The organism is Streptomyces chromofuscus (assembly GCF_015160875.1).
GTDB classification, from domain to species: domain Bacteria; phylum Actinomycetota; class Actinomycetes; order Streptomycetales; family Streptomycetaceae; genus Streptomyces; species Streptomyces chromofuscus.
The window spans coordinates 4,608,374-4,626,199 of sequence record NZ_CP063374.1 but is presented as its reverse complement, the minus strand read 5'-3'; the positions used below and the strand labels follow the sequence as shown (position 1 = coordinate 4,626,199).

Genomic DNA, 17,826 nt, shown 5'->3' with positions numbered 1-17,826 from the left:
GCCTTCGGGGCCGGGGCCCGGTCCCGTCCGCCGCTCCCCCGCCCGGTGGAAAGGCCGTTCGTCGGCGGAAGAGAGGAGCCACGAGACCCGTGCGCGGTCCACGTGGTTGGCTACGCCGCGAGCAGTTCGAGGACCTTGTTGACGGCTTCGACAACCGGCTGGCCGAGGGCACCGACCGTTGCGGCGATACCCGCGACGGCGTACAGCGCGCGGTGGCGGGCCTGTGGCGGGACAGTCGCGGTGTCGGCCGTGATGGCCGGCAGGTAGTCGTCGAGAACCTCGCCCTCGGCGGCCGGGAGCCTGTCGCGGAGCTCCTCGACAACCTGAAGAAGGTGCTGCACGGCGGCCTGCAGGTCCGTGGACGCCGCGGCCCCCGTGACGTTCGCGGCCGCCACCTGCCCCTTGACGAAGCCGGTGTGACCGGTGCCCCCGTGCATGTTGACGTTGTCGCCGAAGTAGAAGTTCTGACCGCTCATGCGCTCACCATCCCCACGTTGCCGGTGCCGCCGTACATATTGACGTTGTCGCCGAAGTAGTAGTTCTTCGGGCTGATGTTGATGGTTCCGACCGTCACGTGGAACTCGAATTCCGGGTTCTCAATGGCGTGGACGATGTGGCCGACCAGTTGGGTCAGGTGGTGCGGGTTGTTGCTGGTGACCACCGCAGTCGAGGCCCCGGACGTCTCCACGGCCAGGACGAAGTGCGATTGCGCGCTCAGCACCAACACCAGTTCCACGAAGAAGTAGATGATCGCCGCCACCGTTCCCAGCCACACGAACGTGACCAGCAGTCCTGCCGCCTCTCCGCTCGCCACGGCGGTCATGGCACTGAGGATGGTGAGGGCGATTGCTGTCGCCAGTGTGATCGTGGTGCTTTTCAGAAAGCGGATGGTGGCGTCCTTGCGCCGGGGACGGACGGTGAGGGTGTAGACCCTCACGATGTTGTGCAACGGGTAGGCGGCACCGCCGACCCACAGCAGCCGTTTGCTGACGCGTAGATCAATGCTGCCCATGAGAGGCGGTGGCGTGGGAGGTAAGGGCGGAGCATTGTCCGGGATGTCGCCGGACGGGGGGTGGGCCGTGTGCATGAATCTGCCCCATGAAGTCGGAGTGATACCCCATCACTGGGTGGAGAACATTAACTACGTGACGAGTCCTCCACGCAAGCCGAACAGCACTGTCAAGTGTGGGCACCGTGTGAAGAGTTGACGCGGCGAGCCGGCCCGGACGAGATGGCCGGCCGAGGACGAACTCGACCCCAGCCCGACGTGCCCGCCGACCGCCTACCGCCGCTTCACGGGACGCTGGGCCCTGCCGACGGATGACGACGCCACCGGGGCGGGGTCACCCCACTTCCTCGATCAGACGTTCGAAGCGGGATCGCCACGCTCGCTCCGTCTCCCGCTCTCCCTCGAACTCGTGGGTGAAGCGCAAGGCGCTGCCCTGCTCCCCGTCCCGCTCCAGGTGGAAGCGGATGCGGCCGCCGCCCTCCAGCGTGTACTCGGCGACCCGGTCGACGTCCCAGGCCGTGATCTGCCCGGACCCGGTGTCGCGCAGGCTGACCGCGCCGCCGAGGTGGGGTTCGAGCACGTCGGCCGGGGTGAACCAGGTCGCGAGGCCCTCGGCGGTGGCCACCGAGGGCCAGACCTGCTCCATGGGCAGCGGAAGCCGCACCAGGAAGTGCAGGATGTGCGTGTTCCCGTGGGTCTGGCTGATGCCCTGCTCGATGGAACCCCTCATGACACCAGCCTGACCCGTCACGCCGGGCCGCGCACGCCTACGGACGCTCGCCCGCCCTGTCGACGACCGCACGCCGGACGACCGCGCTGATGCCGTCCACCGTGCCGTCGGCGTCGAGCACGCGCTCACCGAGGAACGTGAACGTCTTCTCGTCGAAGATCAGCTCCTCGCGTCCGTCGCCGCCGGCCCGGGTGATCGCGACGCCCTCGCGCCCCACGGAGTCCCGGACGCCGTGCACCACCTCGACGCCGGGGATCATCGCGGCGGCCCGGTACAGGGCGGCGCCGACCTCCGGCGGCATCAGCGACTCCCGGATCAGGTCGCCGAAGAGGACGAAGGCGGCGTGGTCCCGGTCCGGGCGTTCCGCGTCGACCTGCGCCGCGGCGGTCCGGTACAGCCAGTCGCGCATCTCGTCCGGGTCGGTCGGCAGCCCGGACAGCGCCCGGTAGTTGGTGGCCCGCTCGTTGTCCGGGGCATCGGGCTCAAGCGGCACGTGCTCGTTGCCCGGCCGGTCCTCCTCCAGCAGCCCTTCACGAGTGCCGTCCACCGACAGCCAGATCTCCCGGTCGCGGACGGGGTCGAGCTTCTCGGGGCCGCCGTTGGTCCGGGTGGTGTAGGCGTCCCGGCTCTTGATGTAGACGAACTGGTCGTCCCGGATGCCGTCCGGCGCGCCGGACTTCTCGGCCGCCAGGGCGATGTCCTCCAGCAGCGCCACCGCTTCGTTCGAGGCGGCGGGCGCCCCGGAGGGGCCGGAGGGCACGGCGACGGTGAGCGCGACCGCCGCGACGGCCGCGACGGCTCCCGCCAGCAGCGCGGGGCGCAGCCAGGGCTTGCGGGCGGCGCGCGCGGGCGCCGGGTCAAAGGCCTGCCGGATCTCGGTCATCAGATGCTCCTTGAGGAGTCGGTGACGGCCCGGCGGAAGGTCTCTCTCGGGGAACTCGGTCACAGGTTTCCCTCCTGGATGGGCCTGACCGCGGTGGTGCGGTCACCTCTCATCTGTCCGCGACCGTCGGGGAGTTCCATGTGTTTCGCGAGCTTTGTCCGCGCCCGCGACAGCCGCGACCGCACGGTCCCCACCGGCACCCCCAGCGCCTGGGCGGCCGCCTGGTAGTCGAGCCCCGCCCACACGCACAGCGCCAGCACCTCGCGCTCGGCCCGCCGCAGCTCGGCCAGGGCGGTGCGGACGAGGGCCAGCTGGGCGGCGTCGTCGACGCGCCCGGCGACCTCGTCGGCGAAGTCCCGCACCGGCTCGTCACGCGGGAGCCGTGCGATCGCCGCCGCGTGTCTTCGGGCGGCGCGGCGGGTGTTGCGGGTGACGTTGGTGGCGATGCCCAGCAGCCAGGGGCGCAGGGAGCCTCCCTCGGGGTCCGCCTTCTCGCGCAGCCGCCAGGCGTCCAGGAAGGTCAGCGAGACGACGTCCTCGGCCACCGCCCACTCCCCCGTGAGCCGGAAGGCGTGGTTGTAGACGGAGCGCGCGTAGGCGTCGAAGAGCTCACCGAAGGCGTCGTGGTCCCCCGCGCGGATGCGTTTCCGCAGATTCGTGTCCACGCCCCCTTGTCTGTCCGCACGACGAAGGCCGGTTCCTGTGACGCGGGCCACAGGAACCGGCCTTCTCCGCACGGCTGGTCCTTGTGCGGGGTGTTCGGGGTCCGGGTGTCCGGGGTCAGAACCCGACGGACTGGAGCGCGCCCAGGCCGACGTCGGCGTAGGAGTGCTTGCCGGTCACGAAGATGTTCACGCCGTAGTAGTTGAACAGCCAGCACCCGAACGCCAGCAGCGCCAGATACGCGGCCTTGCGGCCCTTCCACCCGGCCGTGGCGCGGGCGTGCAGATAGCCGGCGTAGGCGACCCAGGTGATGAACGACCAGGTCTCCTTGGGGTCCCAGCCCCAGTAGCGGCCCCAGGCGTCGCCCGCCCAGATCGCGCCCGCGATGATCGTGAACGTCCACAGCGGGAAGACGGCGGCGTTGACGCGGTACGAGAACTTGTCCAGGGAGGCCGCCGCGGGCAGCCGCTCCAGCACGGAGGCCGCGAACCGGCCCGGCGCGCCGCCGCCCGCCAGCTTGTTCTCGTAGGAGTCGCGGAAGAGGTAGAGCACCGTGGACACCGCGCCGACGTAGAAGACGGCCCCGCACAGGATCGCGGTGGAGACGTGGATGTACAGCCAGTACGAGTGCAGGGCGGGCACCAGCTGGTCGCTGGCGGTGTACAGCACGGTGACGGCCAGGCCGAGGTCGAGCAGGACCGTGGTGACCAGCGGGAGGCCGAGCCAGCGCACGTTCTTCTTCAGCGCCAGGAGGGTGACGTACACACCGACGGCGACGGTGGAGAAGGTGATGTTGAACTCGTACATGTTGCCCCACGGCGCCCGCTGCACCGACAGGGCCCGGGCGAGCACGCCGCCGAACTCGATGAGGAACGCGAGCACGGTGAGCGACACGGCGACGCGCCCGTAGAGGTCGCCCTGCTCGTCCCCGCCGTGCGCACCGGGCCCGTCGGGCACGTCCCGGCTGCCGGACGCGGCCCGCACGACCACCTTCGGCCGCTCCAGGACGGTGGTCCCGCCCGCGTTCTTCACCGTGACGGCCGGAGCCGCGGCGGTCCTGCCGGCGGAGGTGAGCGCGGCGGCGGTGCGGCCGACCCTGCTGCGGCTGCCGAAGATCCATTCGGTGATGTACGCGAAGAAGGCCAGGGTGTAGACGGCCATCGCGGAGTAGATCAGCGTGTTGCTGAGGTCCGCGAGGTTCTCATTGGTCGCGGCGGCGAGAGTCACTTCTCAGCCCCTTCGGCAGGTACGGCATGGGAGTCGGGGGAATCGGAATGGTCGTCGTCCGGATCGGGCGCGCCCGGCGCCCTCTCGTAGAGGGTCCCGGCGAGGTCGCCGAGCTCCTCGGGCACCTTGGCGGACTCGCTGCGGCCGAGGCCGGCCATCTCCACGACGGTGACCCCGTCGGCGCCCCGCACGGCGCGCACCCACACGCGGCGGCGCTGGACGAACAGGGAGGCGGCCAGGCCCAGGATCGCGGCGACGGCGCCGCCCAGCGCCCAGCCGCTGCCGGGCTGCTGGGTGATCTGGAAGCCGGCCCACTCCTTGACGCCCTCGAAGGTGACCGAGCCGGCGCCGTTGGGCAGCGTCATGGTCTCGCCGACCGCCAGCCGCTTCTTGAACAGCTCGCCCTTGGAGTCCTTGAACTCCTCCAGGTTCTTCTTGTTCAGCTGGTACACGCTCTGCGGGATGCCGGAGTCGACACCCAGGTCGCCGTGGTACGCCGACAGCGCGAGCCGCGGGTTCAGCATCGCCGGGAACTGGGACAGCATCGTGCCGTGGCCCTCACCGGCGAAGGACGGCACGAAGAAGGCGTTGAAGCCGAGCTGCTCCCGCTCGCCCTCGGCGTTGCGGTAGCCGTCCATCACCTTGATCGCGCCGGAGGAGGTGACGTTGGCGTCCAGCGGCAGCACCGGCACGGCCGTCTTGTCCATCACGACGTTCCCCTCGGCGTCCCGGACGGTGACGACCGGGGCGTAGCCGTGGCTGACCAGGTAGACCTTCGAGCCGCCGATCTCCAGCGGTTCGTTGACCTTGACGGTGGCGTCCCGGTCCTTGCCGTAGGCGCCGACGCTGTAGGTGAGGGTCGCCTGGAAGGTGCGCGGGGTGCCGCGGTTGGGGCCGGTGGCCTCGTAGGTGCCGTGGAAGTCCTTCAGGGTGAAGCTGAACGGGTCCAACTCGTCCTGGCTGAAGAGGTTGCCGGACTTGAAGTCGTCGTACTGCGTGAGGGTGTTGGCGAAGCCGTCGCCCTCCAGGATCAGCTTGTTGCCCTCGGACTTGAACAGCTGGCCCCAGGCGAAGGCGACCAGCATCACGATCAGCGCGATGTGGAAGGCGAGGTTGCCGACCTCCCGCAGATAGCCCTTCTCGGCGGCGACCGCGTCACCGGTGACGTGGGCGCGGAAGCGGCGCTTCTTCAGCAGGGCGAGCGCGGCCTCGCGGACCTGCTCGGGCTCGGCCTCGGTGCGCCAGGTGGTGTGGGCGGGCAGCCGGGTCAGCCGCTTGGGCGCCGCCGGCGGCCGGCCGCGCAGCTGGCCGACGAACTGCCAGGTGCGCGGGACGATGCAGCCGATGAGGGAGACGAACAGCAGGATGTAGATCGCGGAGAACCACACCGAGCTGTAGACGTGGAAGAGGCCGAGCTTGTCGTAGAGCGGCGCGAGGGTCTCGTGCCGCCGACGGAAGTCGGCGACCTGGGTGGCGTCGACGCCGGTCTGCGGGATCAGCGAGCCGGGGATCGCGGCCAGCGACAGCAGCAGGAGCAGCAGCAGCGCGACCCGCATGGAGGTGAGCTGCCGCCAGAACCAGCGTGCCCAGCCGACGACGCCGAGCGCGGGGCCGCTCGGCGCCTCCTCGACGGGCGCGGTGGACAGCTGGGAGGCGGCCGCGCCCAGTTCCTGGTCGGGACCCTGGTCCTCGGCGGAGCGTGTCGTCGTCTTGCTCATCGATCAGATCCCCACAGTGAAGCCGTTGGACCAGGTCTGCATCTCCTGCACCAGGCGGTCCCACGCGCCGGTCAGCAGCAGCACACCGGTGAGGATCATCATGATCCCGCCGATGCGCATCACCCAGACATAGTGGCGCTTGACCCAGCCGAAGGCGCCGAGGGCCTTGCGGAAGGCGACGGCGGCCAGCACGAAGGGCACGCCGAGGCCGAGGCAGTAGGCGACGGTGAGCAGGGCGCCACGTCCGGCGCTGGCCTGGTTGGAGGAGAGCGCCAGTACGGAGGCGAGCGTCGGGCCGATGCAGGGCGTCCAGCCGATGCCGAACAGCGCGCCCAGCAGCGGAGCGCCGACCAGCCCGGTCGTCGGCCGGGTGTGGAAGCGGAACTCCCGCTGGGTGAGCCAGGGCATCAGCCCCATGAAGAAGACGCCCATGAGGACCATGAGCACGCCGAGCACCCTTGTCAGCGTGCTCTGGTGCTCCAGCAGCGTCGAGCCGAAGTAGCCGAACAGTGCCCCGCCGGAGACGAACACGACGGTGAAGCCGAGGACGAAGAGCGAGGCGCCGGTGACCATCCGCCCGCGCCGGGCCTCGGCCAGGTCGGTGCCGGTGACCCCGGTCACGTACGACAGGTAGCCGGGGACGAGCGGCAGGACGCACGGGGAGAAGAAGGAGACGAGGCCGCCGAGCAGCGCGACGGGCAGGGCCAGCAGCAGGGCCCCGTTGCGCACGGTGTCGTTGAGTCCGGTGGCGGCGAGCTCGGTCACTGCGGACACGTCACTTCTCCGCGAGGACCGGGTCGAGCATCTCGCGCACCTTCTCCTCGCTGAGCGGCTGGAGCGTGCGCGCGGCGATCCTGCCGTCCCGGTCGATGACGAGCGTGGACGGGATGGCCTGCGGGTTGAGCGTGCCCTTCGCGAACCGGAGCATCAGCCTGCCGGTCGGGTCGTACAGGCTCGGGTAGGTGACGCCGAACTCCTTCTCGAAGGCGAGCGCCGGGCCGGTGCTGGTGTCGCGCGTGTTGATGCCGACGAACTGGACGCCCTGGTCCTTGGTGTCCTGGTAGACCGTTTCCAGGTTCTTGGCCTCGGCCCGGCACGGCCCGCACCACGAACCCCACACGTTCAGGACGACGACCTTGCCCTTGTAGTCGGCGACGTCGAGCTGCCCGCCGTCGATGGTCTTGCCGGACAGGTCGGGCGCGGCGGCCCGCTCGCCCTTCTCGACGGTGTCGATGCCGTCGGCGCCGGCGACGAAGTTGGTGTCGCCGCCCCCTCCGGACGTCCCGCCGGATCCGCACGCGGACAGCAGCAGCGCGGCGACGGCGGCGCCGGAGGTGGCGAGCAGGGAGGTACGGCCAAGGGCGCGACGGGCGGCACTCATGTGAAAAGTTTCGCATGCCCGTTCTGGGGATCTTGCCCACCCCCCTCGCGGGCGGACCCCCGCATTTCAGGCGGCGTTCCCGGCCCCCGCGGTGGCGGTGGAGGGCGCCCGGAGGAAGTCCTGCCAGCCGTCGGCGGGCGCCTGCCCCACGTCCAGCGTGCGCAGCTGGTCGAGGACCTCCGGCTGCTGGACGTCCAGCCAGTCCACGAACTGCCGGAAGGAGACCAGCCGCACGTCCCCGCCCTTCTCCCTCTCCCCCGCCATGTACGTGAGGGCCTCCTCGACGGCGTCCATGTATATGCCGCCGTTCCACTGCTCGAAGTGGTTGCCGACGAAGAAGGGCGCGCGATTGGTCTCGTAGGCCCGCCGGAAGCCCTGGATGTAGGCCTGCGCGGCCTGCTCGCGCCAGCCCGGGTAGTTGTGGGCGGGGGCGTTGGTGGAGTTCACCGACTGGTTGGCGAGCATGTTGTAGTCCATCGAGAGGACCTCGAACGAGCGGCCGGGGAAAGGTATCTGCTGGAGCGGAAGGTCCCATATGCCCTGTATCTTCGTCGGCCAGACCTGACGGCCGCCGGGCGACGAGGCGTCGTAGCGCCAGCCCAGCTCACGGGCGGTGGGCAGCAGGTTGTCCTGGCCGAGCAGACAGGGTGTGCGGCCGCCGACGAGTTCCTTGTCGTAGTCGAAGGGCAGCGACGGCAGATCGGTCCAGCCCGAATTGGTCCGCCACTCCTTCACGAACGACTTGGCCTGGTCGATCTCGCTGCGCCACTGCCGCGGCGTCCAGGTGCCGACCGAGCCGGGGCCGGCGCAGAAGTGGCCGTTGAAGTGGGTGCCGATCTCGTGGCCCTCCAGCCAGGCGCGGCGGAGGTTGCGCAGGGTGTCCTTGATGTGCGCGTCGGTGAGGTAGCCGATGTCGGAGGCGCCGCGCGGGTTGTTCGGGGGGTCGTAGAGCCGCTTCTTCGACTCGGGCAGCAGATACAGGCCCGAGAGGAAGAAGGTCATGTGTGCCCCGTGCTCCCGGGCGAGGTCGAGGAAGCGCGGGAAGAGGCCGTTGCCGACCTCGCCGGCCCCGTCCCAGGAGAAGACCACGAACTGCGGCGGCATTTGTCCGGGCTCCAGCGGCTCGGGCCGGGGCGGCTGGTGGGGCTGCCTGCCGGTGAAGGCGGTCGAGCCGTCGCCGATCGGACGGACGGTGGTCTTCGCGCCCCGCGGGCCGCTCGGCGGCTTCCGCCCGGAACCGCCGGCGGGGTTCGGGCCGTCCGAGGCGGTGAGCGTTCCGCATCCGGCGAGCCCGAGAGCGGCCGCGGCCCCCGCGCCGAGTCCCATCGCTCCGCGTCGACTGATGTGAGCCATGCCGTCCCCGTCCGTTGCGCTCTTCGCTGGTCACTCAGTCAGAGAGCACGCCGAACGGGGAGGTTCCGCCCGTCAGTCACGGTTTCGGAACAACGGCAACAAACCCGCCACCGGGGACTTCCTATGCCCCGAAGGCCTTGTCCTTCCCCTTCACGGGCTTGGCGCCCGCCAGGAGATGCGGCGGGACGAGGTCACGGGCGGGCTCGGTGTAGCCGACGGAGACGATCCGGTCGCCCTCGTAGGTGAAGGACGTCAGTGACGCGAGGGTGCACTGCCGGCGGCGCGGGTCGTGCCACAGCCGCCGCTTCTCGACGTACGACCGCACGATCCAGATCGGCAGCTGATGGCTCACCAGCACCGCCTCGTGCCCACGCGCCGCGTCCTTCGCCGCGTCCAGCGCGCCCATCATCCGGATGACCTGCTCGACGTACGGCTCGCCCCACGACGGGCGGAACGGGTTGACCAGGTGCCTCCAGTTCCCGGGACTGCGCAGCGCGCCGTCCCCCACGCCGAAGGTCTTGCCCTGGAAGACGTTCTCGGCCTCGATCAGCCGCGGGTCGGTCGCCAGGTCAAGCCCGTGCGCCTTGGCGATCGGCGTGGCCGTCTGCTGCGCCCGCTCCAGGGGTGAGGCGGCGACGTGGGTGACGTCACGGTCGGCGAGGTGCCCGGCGACCCGGTCGGCCATCTCCCGGCCCAGCTCGGACAGGTGGTACCCGGGCAGCCGCCCGTACAGGACGCCGTCCGGATTGGCGACCTCGCCGTGCCGCATCAGGTGGACGACGGTGATGTCCCGCCCGCTCATGCCGTGGCCTCCGCCGCAGCGCGGGCCGCCGCCGGGAGGGCGTCGGCGATCAACTGCACCGCGCGCTCGTCGTGCGCGGTGGACACGAACCAGGACTCGAAGGCCGACGGCGGCAGGTAGACACCGCCCGCCAGCATGGCGTGGAAGAAGGCGGTGAAGCGGTACGACGCCTGCGCCCTGGCGCCCTCGTAGTCGCGCACGGCCCGGTCGGTGAAGAACACCGAGAACATGTTGGAGGCGTTCTGCAGGGTGTGCGCGACGCCCTCCTTGGTGAGCGCCTCGCCGACCAGCGCCTGGATCTGCCGCGACACCTCGTCGACCTTGGTGTACGCGGCGTCGTCGAGGAGCCTCAGCTGGGCGAGGCCCGCGGCGGTGGCGACCGGGTTCCCGGAGAGGGTGCCGGCCTGGTAGACGGGCCCGGCCGGCGCGAGGTGCGCCATGACGTCCGCGCGCCCGCCGAACGCGGCGGCGGGGAAGCCACCGCCCATCACCTTGCCGAAGGTCATCAGGTCGGGCACGACGCCGTCGACGCCGTACCACCCGGAGCGGCTGGTCCGGAAGCCGGTCATCACCTCGTCGGAGATGAACAGCGCCCCGTTCTGCGCGCACGCGTCCTTCAGCCCTTGGTTGAAGCCGGGCAGCGGCGGCACCACGCCCATGTTGCCGGGGGACGCCTCGGTGATCACGCAGGCGATCTCGCCGGGGTGGGCGTGGAAGGCGGCGTGCACGGCTTCGAGGTCGTTGTACGGCAGGACGATGGTGTCGCCGGCCTGGGCGCCGGTGACGCCCGGGGTGTCCGGCAGCGCGAACGTCGCCAGGCCGCTGCCCGCGGCGGCGAGCAGCGCGTCGACGTGCCCGTGGTAGCACCCGGCGAACTTGATCACCTTGGACCGCCCGGTGAAGCCGCGGGCGAGCCGGATGGCGGACATGGTCGCCTCGGTGCCGCTGGACACCAGCCGCACCTGCTCGACCGGCCCGATCCGGTCGACGATCTCCTCGGCGAGGGCGACCTCACCCTCGCCGGGCGTCCCGAAGGACGTCCCGCGTGCGACCGCCTCCTGCACGGCGGCGATCACCTCCGGGTGGGCGTGCCCGAGGATCATGGGCCCCCAGGAGCACACGAGGTCGACGTACTCGCGTCCGTCCGCGTCCGTCAGATACGGCCCGCTGCCGGACACCATGAACCGGGGCGTACCGCCCACGGCGCGGAAGGCGCGCACCGGGGAGTTGACGCCGCCAGGCGTGACGGCGGCCGCACGGTCGAATAGAGCCTGCGAGACAGGCGCTTCGTATGAATAGGGCAGTTCGCTCATGACCTGCGACTTCTCCGACTTCTCGGACTTCCGGTTGCCAATGACTCCCTCAGGGTAGGACGCGGCACCCCGTGATCGATCCTCCTCCACCCCCTGCCGTCTGCGAAACTGAGACCTGATACACACAGCTCTTGCGGGGCATGGTGTTCAGGGGCTGCGAAGATCCTGCGGACCGGTGTTTCGACGCACGTTTCGGCGCGCGGCCGTGGGGGAGGTCACTGACACGATGATCGGGTTGCGCGGCCGGGGCCACGCGTCCTAGAAAAGCAGTCGGGTGGAGATATGCATCGCGGTGGCGGACTGGGCGAGGGGACTGACGACCTGGGTCCTCGACGCGCCCGGCGGGGAAGGCACCGACGCGACGCGGAGGACGCGCCCGAAGCACGTCGGACACAGGGTGTGCCGGGAGAGCCCGAGCGGGACGACCGACTCCGGGCCGGGAGCAGGAATGGTGGTCGGGTGGGGGTGACGTACAAGTACTTCGGCGCGCCGGACGGTGCGACGGCGGCCCGCGTCCCGATCTCGATGCGCCCCGAGGAACTGGGCGGCGACGAGCTCGGCATGAACGGCATGTTCACCAAGATCAAGCCGGAGACGATGGCCGCGATGGTGCTGACCGGCATCGAAGGGGTCCCCCTCCACAAGGTCCCGCCGCTCGAACTGGTCGTGCTGCACCCCGACTACGCCGTGGTCAAACTCCCCATGACCGTCGTCGACCCCCTCCGCGGCATCGGCGAGGAGGCGGTGGGCGCGGCGGCCTTCATCTGGTCGACGGTCCCGGACCGGGGCGGACCGCGGGACGCGTTCAACGTCTACCAGCTGCTGCACGAGTGGCAGGACTTCTCGAAGCGGCTCCATGAGGCGGGGCATCAGCCGTACTGCCTGGTGTGGCCCTGAGCCGAGCCGTGTGAGGGCCGCCGGGAGAGCCGTCAGGGCGGGGTCAGCGGCAGGGCGTCCGTGTAGCCGTTCGTCGGCTTCGGGATCTTCTTCAGGGTGTGGGCGTCCAGCGCGGCCGCGGCCGACTTCGTGCCCAGGGTGCCGGACGGGTGCCAGGTGCCGGTCAGGGTCACCCACGTGTCGGCCGGCGGAGCCTGGACGCCGTGGATGCGGACCTTCACCGACTGGGCGTCCGCCGCGCAGCAGCTGAGCATGAGCCGGGTCAGGTACCAGCCGTCGCCGTCCCCGGCCGGGGTGACGAAACCCGTCATCTGCACCGTGCGTCCCTCGATGGCCCGCTCGCGGTCCTGCTGCACGCGCTGCGTGAAGTCGGTGAGGGTGATCGGCAGGGGCGAGGTCGCCGGCAGCGGGTCGAAGTGGTCCTCCTCCGCGACGGCCTTGGGTGTCTCGCGGGAGGCGGTGAAGGCGCCGAGGGCCGGTGGGGCGTAGAGGAGGAGGCTGAGCGCCGGGAGGAAGAGCAGCCAGGCGACCTTGGGCGTGTGGGAGTGGTCGTGGCCGTGACCGGCGTGACGCTCGTGGCCGTCCTCGAACCCGGCGTGACGCTCGTGGCCGTCCTCGAACCCGGCGTGACGCTCGTGGCCGTCCTCGAACCCGGCGTGACGCTCGTGGCCGTCCTCGAACCCGGCGTGACGCTCGTGGCCGTCCTCGAACCCGGCGTGACGCTCGTGGCCGTCCTCGAACCCGGCGTGACGCTCGTGGCCGTTCCCGGCCCGTCCGCCCTTCCCGCCCTCCGCTTCCTCCGGTTGCTCCGCGTCCTTCCTCCCCCACCAGGCCTCCGCGACCGCCAGGCCCAGCAGCAGCAGCCCGGACCCGATCAGCAGCGGACGCATGCCCTCCTTGACGTAGCGCAGGTACAGGTCGCTGAAGAGGGAGGCGTGCAGGACCCCCAGGCCGCTGAGGGCGAGCAGGGTGATCTGAAGGGGGCGTTTCACAGCAGTACCGCTCCGATCAGTGCGGCGGCCGCGATCGCCACGACCGTCGTGGCGGCGGAGAAGCGGATGGCGAAGGCGCGGCCGAACGTCCCCGCCTGCAACGCGATCAGCTTCAGGTCGACCATCGGTCCGACGACCATGAAGGTCAGCCGTGCGGTCGGCGAGAAGCCGGTGAGCGAGGCGGCGACGAACGCGTCGGCCTCCGAGCACACCGCGAGCACGATGGCGAGCGCGGCCAGGAAGAGCACGGACAGCCACGGAGAGCCCGAGAACGTCTCGAGCACGGAGCGCGGCACCGCGACGTTGAAGGTGGCCGCCGCCAGCGCGCCGACGACGAGGAAGCCGCCCGCGTGCAGGAAGTCGTGCTGGAAGCCGCGGCGGAACTCGCTCCAGCGGCTGTGGCCGGCGTGGTGCCCGGTGTGCCGGACGGCGGGGCGCAGCCACTCCTCCCGGCCCAGCGCCAGCCACAGCCAGCCCATCGCCACCGCCGTGACGAGCGAGGCGAGCAGACGGGCGAGGACCATCTCCGGGCTGCCGGGAAACGCGACGGCCGTGGCCGTCAGGACGATCGGGTTGACGGCGGGGGCCGACAACAGGAACGCGAAGGCGGCGGCCGGGGTGACGCCCCGTCCGATCAGGCTGTTCGCGACCGGCACCGACGCGCACTCGCAGCCGGGCAGGACGACCCCGGCGGCCCCGGCGACCGGTACGGCGAGCGCCGGCCGCTTCGGCAGCAGCCGGTTGAACACGTGCGCCGGCACGAAGGCGTTGATCGCACCCGACAGGGCCGTTCCGAGCAGCAGGAAGGGCAGCGCCTGCACGGTGACGGCGAGCCACACCGTCCGCCACGCCTGCACGGCCGGCTCGTCCGCCCAGCGACCGGCGGCGAACAGCACCGCGCCGGGGAGGACGGCGGCCGCCACCAGCAGCAACGGCCAGGAACGCGGCCAGCCGCGAGCGGGCACGGCGACGGCGTCACCCTCCCCTTCCACCTGGGTGACGAGTTGTTCCGTCTTCTGCATACGGGCTCCGCGCGTCGGCCGATCGCAGTGACGATAGCGGGCGCCGCACACCGGCCGCCCGGGTGGCCGGACCACCCCCACGCCTCCGGACGGCTCCGACGTCCGCGACGTGGCATCACATGGCACCACCTGACGCCCGGGATGGCGCCACCGGGCGTTCCCCGGCGCCACCCGATGCCACCCGGCGCCACGCGGTGCCACGCGGTGCCACGTCACACCACTTCACCGGCCCGCACGTCCACGAGCACATGCGGCGCCGCCATGACATCAGCAGCGTCCGCTGCGTTTGCGCAGGTCACCTCCATTCCACTGAGCGGCCGACACCGTCCTGCCACTGGCGGCTTGCGCATGGCGCCATTGTGGTGCCATGATGGCGTCATGGACCTCACCCCGTATGTCGACAACCTCCGCCGCGAACTCGCGGTGGCCGCCGAGGCCGGTGGCGACGAAGCCCGCGAGCTGGCCGAGAGGCTCACCGCTCCCCTGGAGTCGGCGACCCGGCTGACCATGCTCAACGTGCTCTCCGCCGCGATGGACGAGATCACCCGTGAACTCGCCCCCGGCTCGGTCGACGTACGGTTGCGCGGGCTCGACCCCGACTTCGTGGTGACGCCGCCGCCCGCCGACGGCGTCACCCCCGTGGAGCCGGCCGCGCCCGTGGAAGCGTTCAGGGCCCCGGCCGAGGGCGACGAGGGCGGCACCGCCCGCGTCAATCTGCGACTGCCGGCCCAGCTCAAGGCGCGCGCCGAAGAAGCCGCCGCCCGCGAGGGCCTGTCGGTCAACGCGTGGCTGGTGCGGGCCGTGTCGGCCGCGGTCGACGGCGGCGCCCGGCCGCGTACGCCGGAAAAGAGCAGGACCGTCGGACAGAGCTTCACGGGCTGGGTGCGCTAGCCGCGCCCCGCCCGGACCACTTCACCCACACCACGTCCCATCAGGGGGGACGTCCTGAAGACCCAAAAGGACGGGACAGCCATGCCTTCTTTCGACACTCCCGAAGCGATCTCGGTCACCGCGCACGTGGAGGCCGGTTCCATCCAGTTCACCGCCGGCGACCGCCTCGACACCGTCGTGGAGGTGCGGCCCCGCGACCCGAAGAAGGACCTGGACGTGCGGGCGGCCGACCAGACCGAGGTCACGTACGCGAGCGGCGCACTGACCGTCAGGACGCCGAAGCCGAAGCTCAACCTGTTCGGCCGCACCGGCGTCGTCGACGTGACGGTCGAACTGCCCACGGACTCGCGCGTCGACATGACCGGCGCCTGGACCCAGGTGCTCGGCGAGGGCCGGCTCGGCGAGGTCCGCGTGAAGACCTCGTCCGGGGACGTCCGCCTCGACGCGACCGGCCCGCTGAAGCTGACCGCGTCGCACGGCTCGATCACCGTGGACCGGATCCAGGGCCCGGCCGAGATCACCACCAGCTCCGGCAGCCTGCGCGTCGGCCTCGCCGACGGCCCCGCCGTCCTGAAGAACTCGCACGGCACCACGACCGTCGGGGCCGCGACCGGCGAACTGCGGGTGAGCGGCGCCAACGGCGACATCGAGATCCGGCGCGCGGAGGACTCGGTCACCGCCACCACCGCCCACGGCACCCTGCGCGTGGGTGAAGTGGCCCGTGGCACCGTCCAGTTGGAGACCTCCTACGGCGCCATCGAGGTCGGCGTCCGCGAGGGCACGGACGCCTGGCTCGACGTCAGCTCCGGCTCCGGCCAGGTGCGCAACACGCTCACCGCGTCCGAGGGCCCGGAGACGACCGAGGACACCGTCAAGGTCCGCGCCCGCACCCGGCACGGCAACATCGACGTCCGCCGCGCCCGCGTCTGAGCACCGCCCCGCACACGGGACGCGAACACCACTCACTCACGCAGCCGCTTCTGCCTTCGAACGGAGGGCTCCATGCCTTCTTCTGTCATGTCCACATCCATTCGGGACGACGGTCCGCAGTCGCCCGTCGCCGTCTCCACCGTCGGTCTGCGCAAGTCGTACGGCGACAAGACCGTCCTCGACGGCATCGATCTGCGCATCCCGGCCGGGTCCGTGTTCGCCCTGCTCGGGCCGAACGGCGCCGGCAAGACCACCGCCGTGAAGATCCTGTCCACGCTCATCACCGCCGACAGCGGACAGGCTCGGGTCGCGGGACACGACGTCGCCACGGCACCCGACGAGGTGCGCGCCGCGATCGGCGTCACCGGACAGTTCTCCGCCGTCGACGGGCTGATCACCGGCGAGGAGAACATGCTCCTCATGGCGGACCTGCACCACCTGCCCAGGCGCGAGGGGCGGCGGGTCACCGCGGAGCTGCTCGAGCGGTTCGACCTCACGGAGGCCGCGAAGAAGCCGGCCTCCACCTACTCCGGCGGCATGAGGCGCCGGCTCGACATCGCCATGACCCTCGTCGGCAGCCCACCGATCATCTTCCTCGACGAGCCGACCACCGGCCTCGACCCGCGCAGCCGCCACAACATGTGGCAGATCATCCGCGAACTCGTCACGGGCGGCGTCACCGTCTTCCTCACCACCCAGTACCTGGAGGAGGCCGACGAGCTCGCCGACCGCATCGCCGTGCTCAACGACGGCAGGATCGCCGCGGAGGGCACCGCGGACGAGCTCAAGCGGCTCATCCCCGGCGGACACGTCCGGCTCCGCTTCACCGACCCGTCCGCGTACCGGAGCGCCGCCGGCGCGCTCCGCGAGGTCACCCGGGACGACGAGGCGCTCGCGTTGCAGATCCCCAGCGACGGCAGCCAGCGCGAGCTGCGCTCCATCCTCGACTGGCTGGACGCGGCCGGCGTCGAGGCGGACCAGCTGACCGTGCACACCCCCGACCTCGACGACGTCTTCTTCGCCCTGACCGGCCCCACCGCGCCCGCCGGGTCCCCCGCATCCACCGGTTCCACCCTGCCCAGTCAGCCCCGCCCGCCCCGCCAGTCCCGCGAGTCCCGCCAGTCCCAGGAGGACGTCCGATGAGCTCCCTCTCCCTCGCCGTGCGCGACTCGTCCACGATGCTGCGCCGCAACCTGCTGCACGCCCGGCGCTACCCGTCCCTCACCCTCAACCTGCTGCTCACACCGGTCATGCTGCTGCTGCTCTTCGTCTACGTCTTCGGTGACGTGATGGCCGCCGGCATCGGTGACGGCGGGGCGGACCGGTCCGCGTACCTCGCGTATCTCGTCCCGGGCATCCTGATGCTGACCATCGGCGGCACCACGATCGGCAGCGCGGTGTCCGTCTCGAACGACATGGCCGAGGGCATCATCGCCCGCTTCCGCACCATGGCCATCCACCGCGGCTCGGTGCTGGTCGGTCACGTGGTCGGCAGCGTCATCCAGTGCGTGATGAGCGTGGTCCTCGTCGGCGCCGTCGCGGTGGCCATCGGGTTCCGCTCCACCGACGCCACCGCCCTGGAATGGCTCTTGGCGGTGGGACTGCTGACGCTCGTCTCCCTGGCGCTCACCTGGATCGCCGTCGGCATGGGCCTGTCCAGCCCGAACGCCGAGGCGGCCAGCAACAACGCGCTGCCGCTGATGGTGCTGCCGTTGCTGTCCAGCGCCTTCGTCCCGGTCGACGCGATGCCGGGCTGGTTCCAGCCGGTCGCCGAGTACCAGCCGTTCACACCGGCCATCGAGACGCTGCGCGGGCTGCTGCTCGGCACCGGGATCGGCCACAACGGATGGCTGGCCGTCCTCTGGTGCCTGGGGCTGGCCGTGCTCGGCTACGTGTGGTCCACGTCGCTGTTCGACCGCGACCCGAAGTAGCGCCGCGATGCGCGACCGGCGGCCCGAGGGCCTTGGTCCGCCCCGGGGCGGCGTACTCCGACACCGCGTCGGCGTACGCCGCCC

19 protein-coding genes are annotated in these 17,826 nt (G+C 71.1%); 5 read left to right on the top strand and 14 right to left on the bottom strand.

The window, feature by feature from the left end; genetic code table 11:
• Positions 1-110: 110 nt before the first annotated feature.
• The 12 genes from IPT68_RS20860 to hemL form a co-directional block, all read right to left on the bottom strand.
• Positions 111-476 carry a hypothetical protein gene (locus IPT68_RS20860; protein ID WP_189701333.1) on the bottom strand — a complete coding sequence of 122 codons (366 nt, stop codon included), beginning with the start codon at positions 474-476 and terminating at the stop codon, positions 111-113.
• Positions 473-1,012, bottom strand: coding sequence for a DUF6232 family protein (locus IPT68_RS20855; protein ID WP_189701332.1), 540 nt, complete (start codon positions 1,010-1,012; stop codon positions 473-475). Before IPT68_RS20855 ends, IPT68_RS20860 begins: the two co-directional genes overlap by 4 nt.
• 331 nt (positions 1,013-1,343) lie before the next feature.
• Entirely contained in the window at positions 1,344-1,739 is a 396-nt protein-coding gene (locus tag IPT68_RS20850; RefSeq protein ID WP_189701331.1) for an SRPBCC family protein, read from the bottom strand.
• Between the two features lie 37 nt (positions 1,740-1,776).
• Positions 1,777-2,622 (bottom strand): CU044_5270 family protein, encoded by an 846-nt coding sequence (locus IPT68_RS20845; RefSeq protein ID WP_189701330.1) that lies wholly within the window; start codon positions 2,620-2,622, stop codon positions 1,777-1,779.
• 59 nt (positions 2,623-2,681) lie between these two features.
• Positions 2,682-3,287: an RNA polymerase sigma factor gene (locus IPT68_RS20840; RefSeq protein WP_228039790.1), complete on the bottom strand. Its 606-nt coding sequence runs from the start codon at positions 3,285-3,287 to the stop codon at positions 2,682-2,684.
• 115 nt (positions 3,288-3,402) lie between these two features.
• Positions 3,403-4,512: a c-type cytochrome biogenesis protein CcsB gene (gene ccsB / locus IPT68_RS20835; protein WP_189701329.1), complete on the bottom strand. Its 1,110-nt coding sequence runs from the start codon at positions 4,510-4,512 to the stop codon at positions 3,403-3,405.
• Complete coding sequence (gene resB / locus IPT68_RS20830; protein WP_189701328.1) at positions 4,509-6,230, bottom strand: cytochrome c biogenesis protein ResB; 1,722 nt, start codon at positions 6,228-6,230, stop codon at positions 4,509-4,511. Before resB ends, ccsB begins: the two co-directional genes overlap by 4 nt.
• A 3-nt stretch (positions 6,231-6,233) precedes the next feature.
• Positions 6,234-7,004: a cytochrome c biogenesis CcdA family protein gene (locus tag IPT68_RS20825; protein ID WP_189701327.1), complete on the bottom strand. Its 771-nt coding sequence runs from the start codon at positions 7,002-7,004 to the stop codon at positions 6,234-6,236.
• A 1-nt stretch (position 7,005) separates the two neighbouring features.
• The gene (locus IPT68_RS20820) at positions 7,006-7,611 is read right to left on the bottom strand and encodes a TlpA family protein disulfide reductase (protein ID WP_189701326.1); all 606 of its coding nucleotides are present in this window, start codon (positions 7,609-7,611) and stop codon (positions 7,006-7,008) included.
• 66 nt (positions 7,612-7,677) lie between these two features.
• A complete protein-coding gene (locus tag IPT68_RS20815; RefSeq protein ID WP_189701325.1) occupies positions 7,678-8,964 on the bottom strand; it encodes a polysaccharide deacetylase family protein in 1,287 nt (428 codons plus the stop codon).
• 121 nt (positions 8,965-9,085) lie between these two features.
• Positions 9,086-9,766, bottom strand: coding sequence for a histidine phosphatase family protein (locus IPT68_RS20810; RefSeq protein WP_189701324.1), 681 nt, complete (start codon positions 9,764-9,766; stop codon positions 9,086-9,088).
• Positions 9,763-11,079: a glutamate-1-semialdehyde 2,1-aminomutase gene (gene hemL, locus IPT68_RS20805; RefSeq protein ID WP_189701323.1), complete on the bottom strand. Its 1,317-nt coding sequence runs from the start codon at positions 11,077-11,079 to the stop codon at positions 9,763-9,765. Before hemL ends, IPT68_RS20810 begins: the two co-directional genes overlap by 4 nt.
• A gap of 282 nt (positions 11,080-11,361) precedes the next feature.
• Here hemL and IPT68_RS20800 point away from each other — a divergent pair, with 282 nt between their 5' ends.
• Positions 11,362-11,976: a hypothetical protein gene (locus IPT68_RS20800; RefSeq protein WP_189701322.1), complete on the top strand. Its 615-nt coding sequence runs from the start codon at positions 11,362-11,364 to the stop codon at positions 11,974-11,976.
• A 32-nt stretch (positions 11,977-12,008) separates the two neighbouring features.
• Here the strand turns inward: IPT68_RS20800 and IPT68_RS20795 are convergent, their stop codons facing one another.
• Together IPT68_RS20795 and IPT68_RS20790 are read right to left on the bottom strand one after the other, a co-directional pair.
• Complete coding sequence (locus IPT68_RS20795; protein WP_194073996.1) at positions 12,009-12,968, bottom strand: TIGR03943 family putative permease subunit; 960 nt, start codon at positions 12,966-12,968, stop codon at positions 12,009-12,011.
• Positions 12,965-13,990: a permease gene (locus tag IPT68_RS20790; RefSeq protein ID WP_189701320.1), complete on the bottom strand. Its 1,026-nt coding sequence runs from the start codon at positions 13,988-13,990 to the stop codon at positions 12,965-12,967. Before IPT68_RS20790 ends, IPT68_RS20795 begins: the two co-directional genes overlap by 4 nt.
• 378 nt (positions 13,991-14,368) lie before the next feature.
• Between IPT68_RS20790 and IPT68_RS20785 the strand changes: the two genes are divergently transcribed.
• The 4 genes from IPT68_RS20785 to IPT68_RS20770 all read left to right on the top strand — a co-directional run bounded on the left by IPT68_RS20785 (position 14,369) and on the right by IPT68_RS20770 (position 17,742).
• Positions 14,369-14,881, top strand: a complete 513-nt coding sequence (locus IPT68_RS20785; protein ID WP_189701319.1) for a toxin-antitoxin system HicB family antitoxin — start codon at positions 14,369-14,371, stop codon at positions 14,879-14,881.
• An 81-nt stretch (positions 14,882-14,962) separates the two neighbouring features.
• Positions 14,963-15,811 (top strand): DUF4097 family beta strand repeat-containing protein, encoded by an 849-nt coding sequence (locus tag IPT68_RS20780; protein ID WP_189701318.1) that lies wholly within the window; start codon positions 14,963-14,965, stop codon positions 15,809-15,811.
• A 72-nt stretch (positions 15,812-15,883) separates the two neighbouring features.
• Complete coding sequence (locus IPT68_RS20775) at positions 15,884-16,954, top strand: ATP-binding cassette domain-containing protein (RefSeq protein WP_189701317.1); 1,071 nt, start codon at positions 15,884-15,886, stop codon at positions 16,952-16,954.
• Entirely contained in the window at positions 16,951-17,742 is a 792-nt protein-coding gene (locus tag IPT68_RS20770; RefSeq protein ID WP_189701316.1) for an ABC transporter permease, read from the top strand. The genes IPT68_RS20775 and IPT68_RS20770 overlap by 4 nt, the downstream gene beginning before the upstream one ends.
• The last annotated feature ends 84 nt before the right edge of the window (positions 17,743-17,826 follow it).

What these genes read in the sequence shown, in the direction of transcription:
- IPT68_RS20855 (WP_189701332.1), bottom strand. Translation starts at nt 1,012, where the DNA reads ATGGGCAGCATTGATCTACGCGTCAGCAAACGGCTGCTGTGGGTCGGC.
- hemL (WP_189701323.1), bottom strand. Translation starts at nt 11,079, where the DNA reads ATGAGCGAACTGCCCTATTCATACGAAGCGCCTGTCTCGCAGGCTCTA.
- IPT68_RS20775 (WP_189701317.1), top strand. Translation starts at nt 15,884, where the DNA reads ATGCCTTCTTCTGTCATGTCCACATCCATTCGGGACGACGGTCCGCAG.
- IPT68_RS20820 (WP_189701326.1), bottom strand. Translation starts at nt 7,611, where the DNA reads ATGAGTGCCGCCCGTCGCGCCCTTGGCCGTACCTCCCTGCTCGCCACC.
- IPT68_RS20860 (WP_189701333.1), bottom strand. Translation starts at nt 476, where the DNA reads ATGAGCGGTCAGAACTTCTACTTCGGCGACAACGTCAACATGCACGGG.
- IPT68_RS20815 (WP_189701325.1), bottom strand. Translation starts at nt 8,964, where the DNA reads ATGGCTCACATCAGTCGACGCGGAGCGATGGGACTCGGCGCGGGGGCC.
- IPT68_RS20770 (WP_189701316.1), top strand. Translation starts at nt 16,951, where the DNA reads ATGAGCTCCCTCTCCCTCGCCGTGCGCGACTCGTCCACGATGCTGCGC.
- IPT68_RS20785 (WP_189701319.1), top strand. Translation starts at nt 14,369, where the DNA reads ATGGACCTCACCCCGTATGTCGACAACCTCCGCCGCGAACTCGCGGTG.
- IPT68_RS20810 (WP_189701324.1), bottom strand. Translation starts at nt 9,766, where the DNA reads ATGAGCGGGCGGGACATCACCGTCGTCCACCTGATGCGGCACGGCGAG.
- IPT68_RS20850 (WP_189701331.1), bottom strand. Translation starts at nt 1,739, where the DNA reads ATGAGGGGTTCCATCGAGCAGGGCATCAGCCAGACCCACGGGAACACG.
- IPT68_RS20800 (WP_189701322.1), top strand. Translation starts at nt 11,362, where the DNA reads ATGCATCGCGGTGGCGGACTGGGCGAGGGGACTGACGACCTGGGTCCT.
- IPT68_RS20780 (WP_189701318.1), top strand. Translation starts at nt 14,963, where the DNA reads ATGCCTTCTTTCGACACTCCCGAAGCGATCTCGGTCACCGCGCACGTG.
- resB (WP_189701328.1), bottom strand. Translation starts at nt 6,230, where the DNA reads ATGAGCAAGACGACGACACGCTCCGCCGAGGACCAGGGTCCCGACCAG.
- IPT68_RS20845 (WP_189701330.1), bottom strand. Translation starts at nt 2,622, where the DNA reads ATGACCGAGATCCGGCAGGCCTTTGACCCGGCGCCCGCGCGCGCCGCC.
- IPT68_RS20790 (WP_189701320.1), bottom strand. Translation starts at nt 13,990, where the DNA reads ATGCAGAAGACGGAACAACTCGTCACCCAGGTGGAAGGGGAGGGTGAC.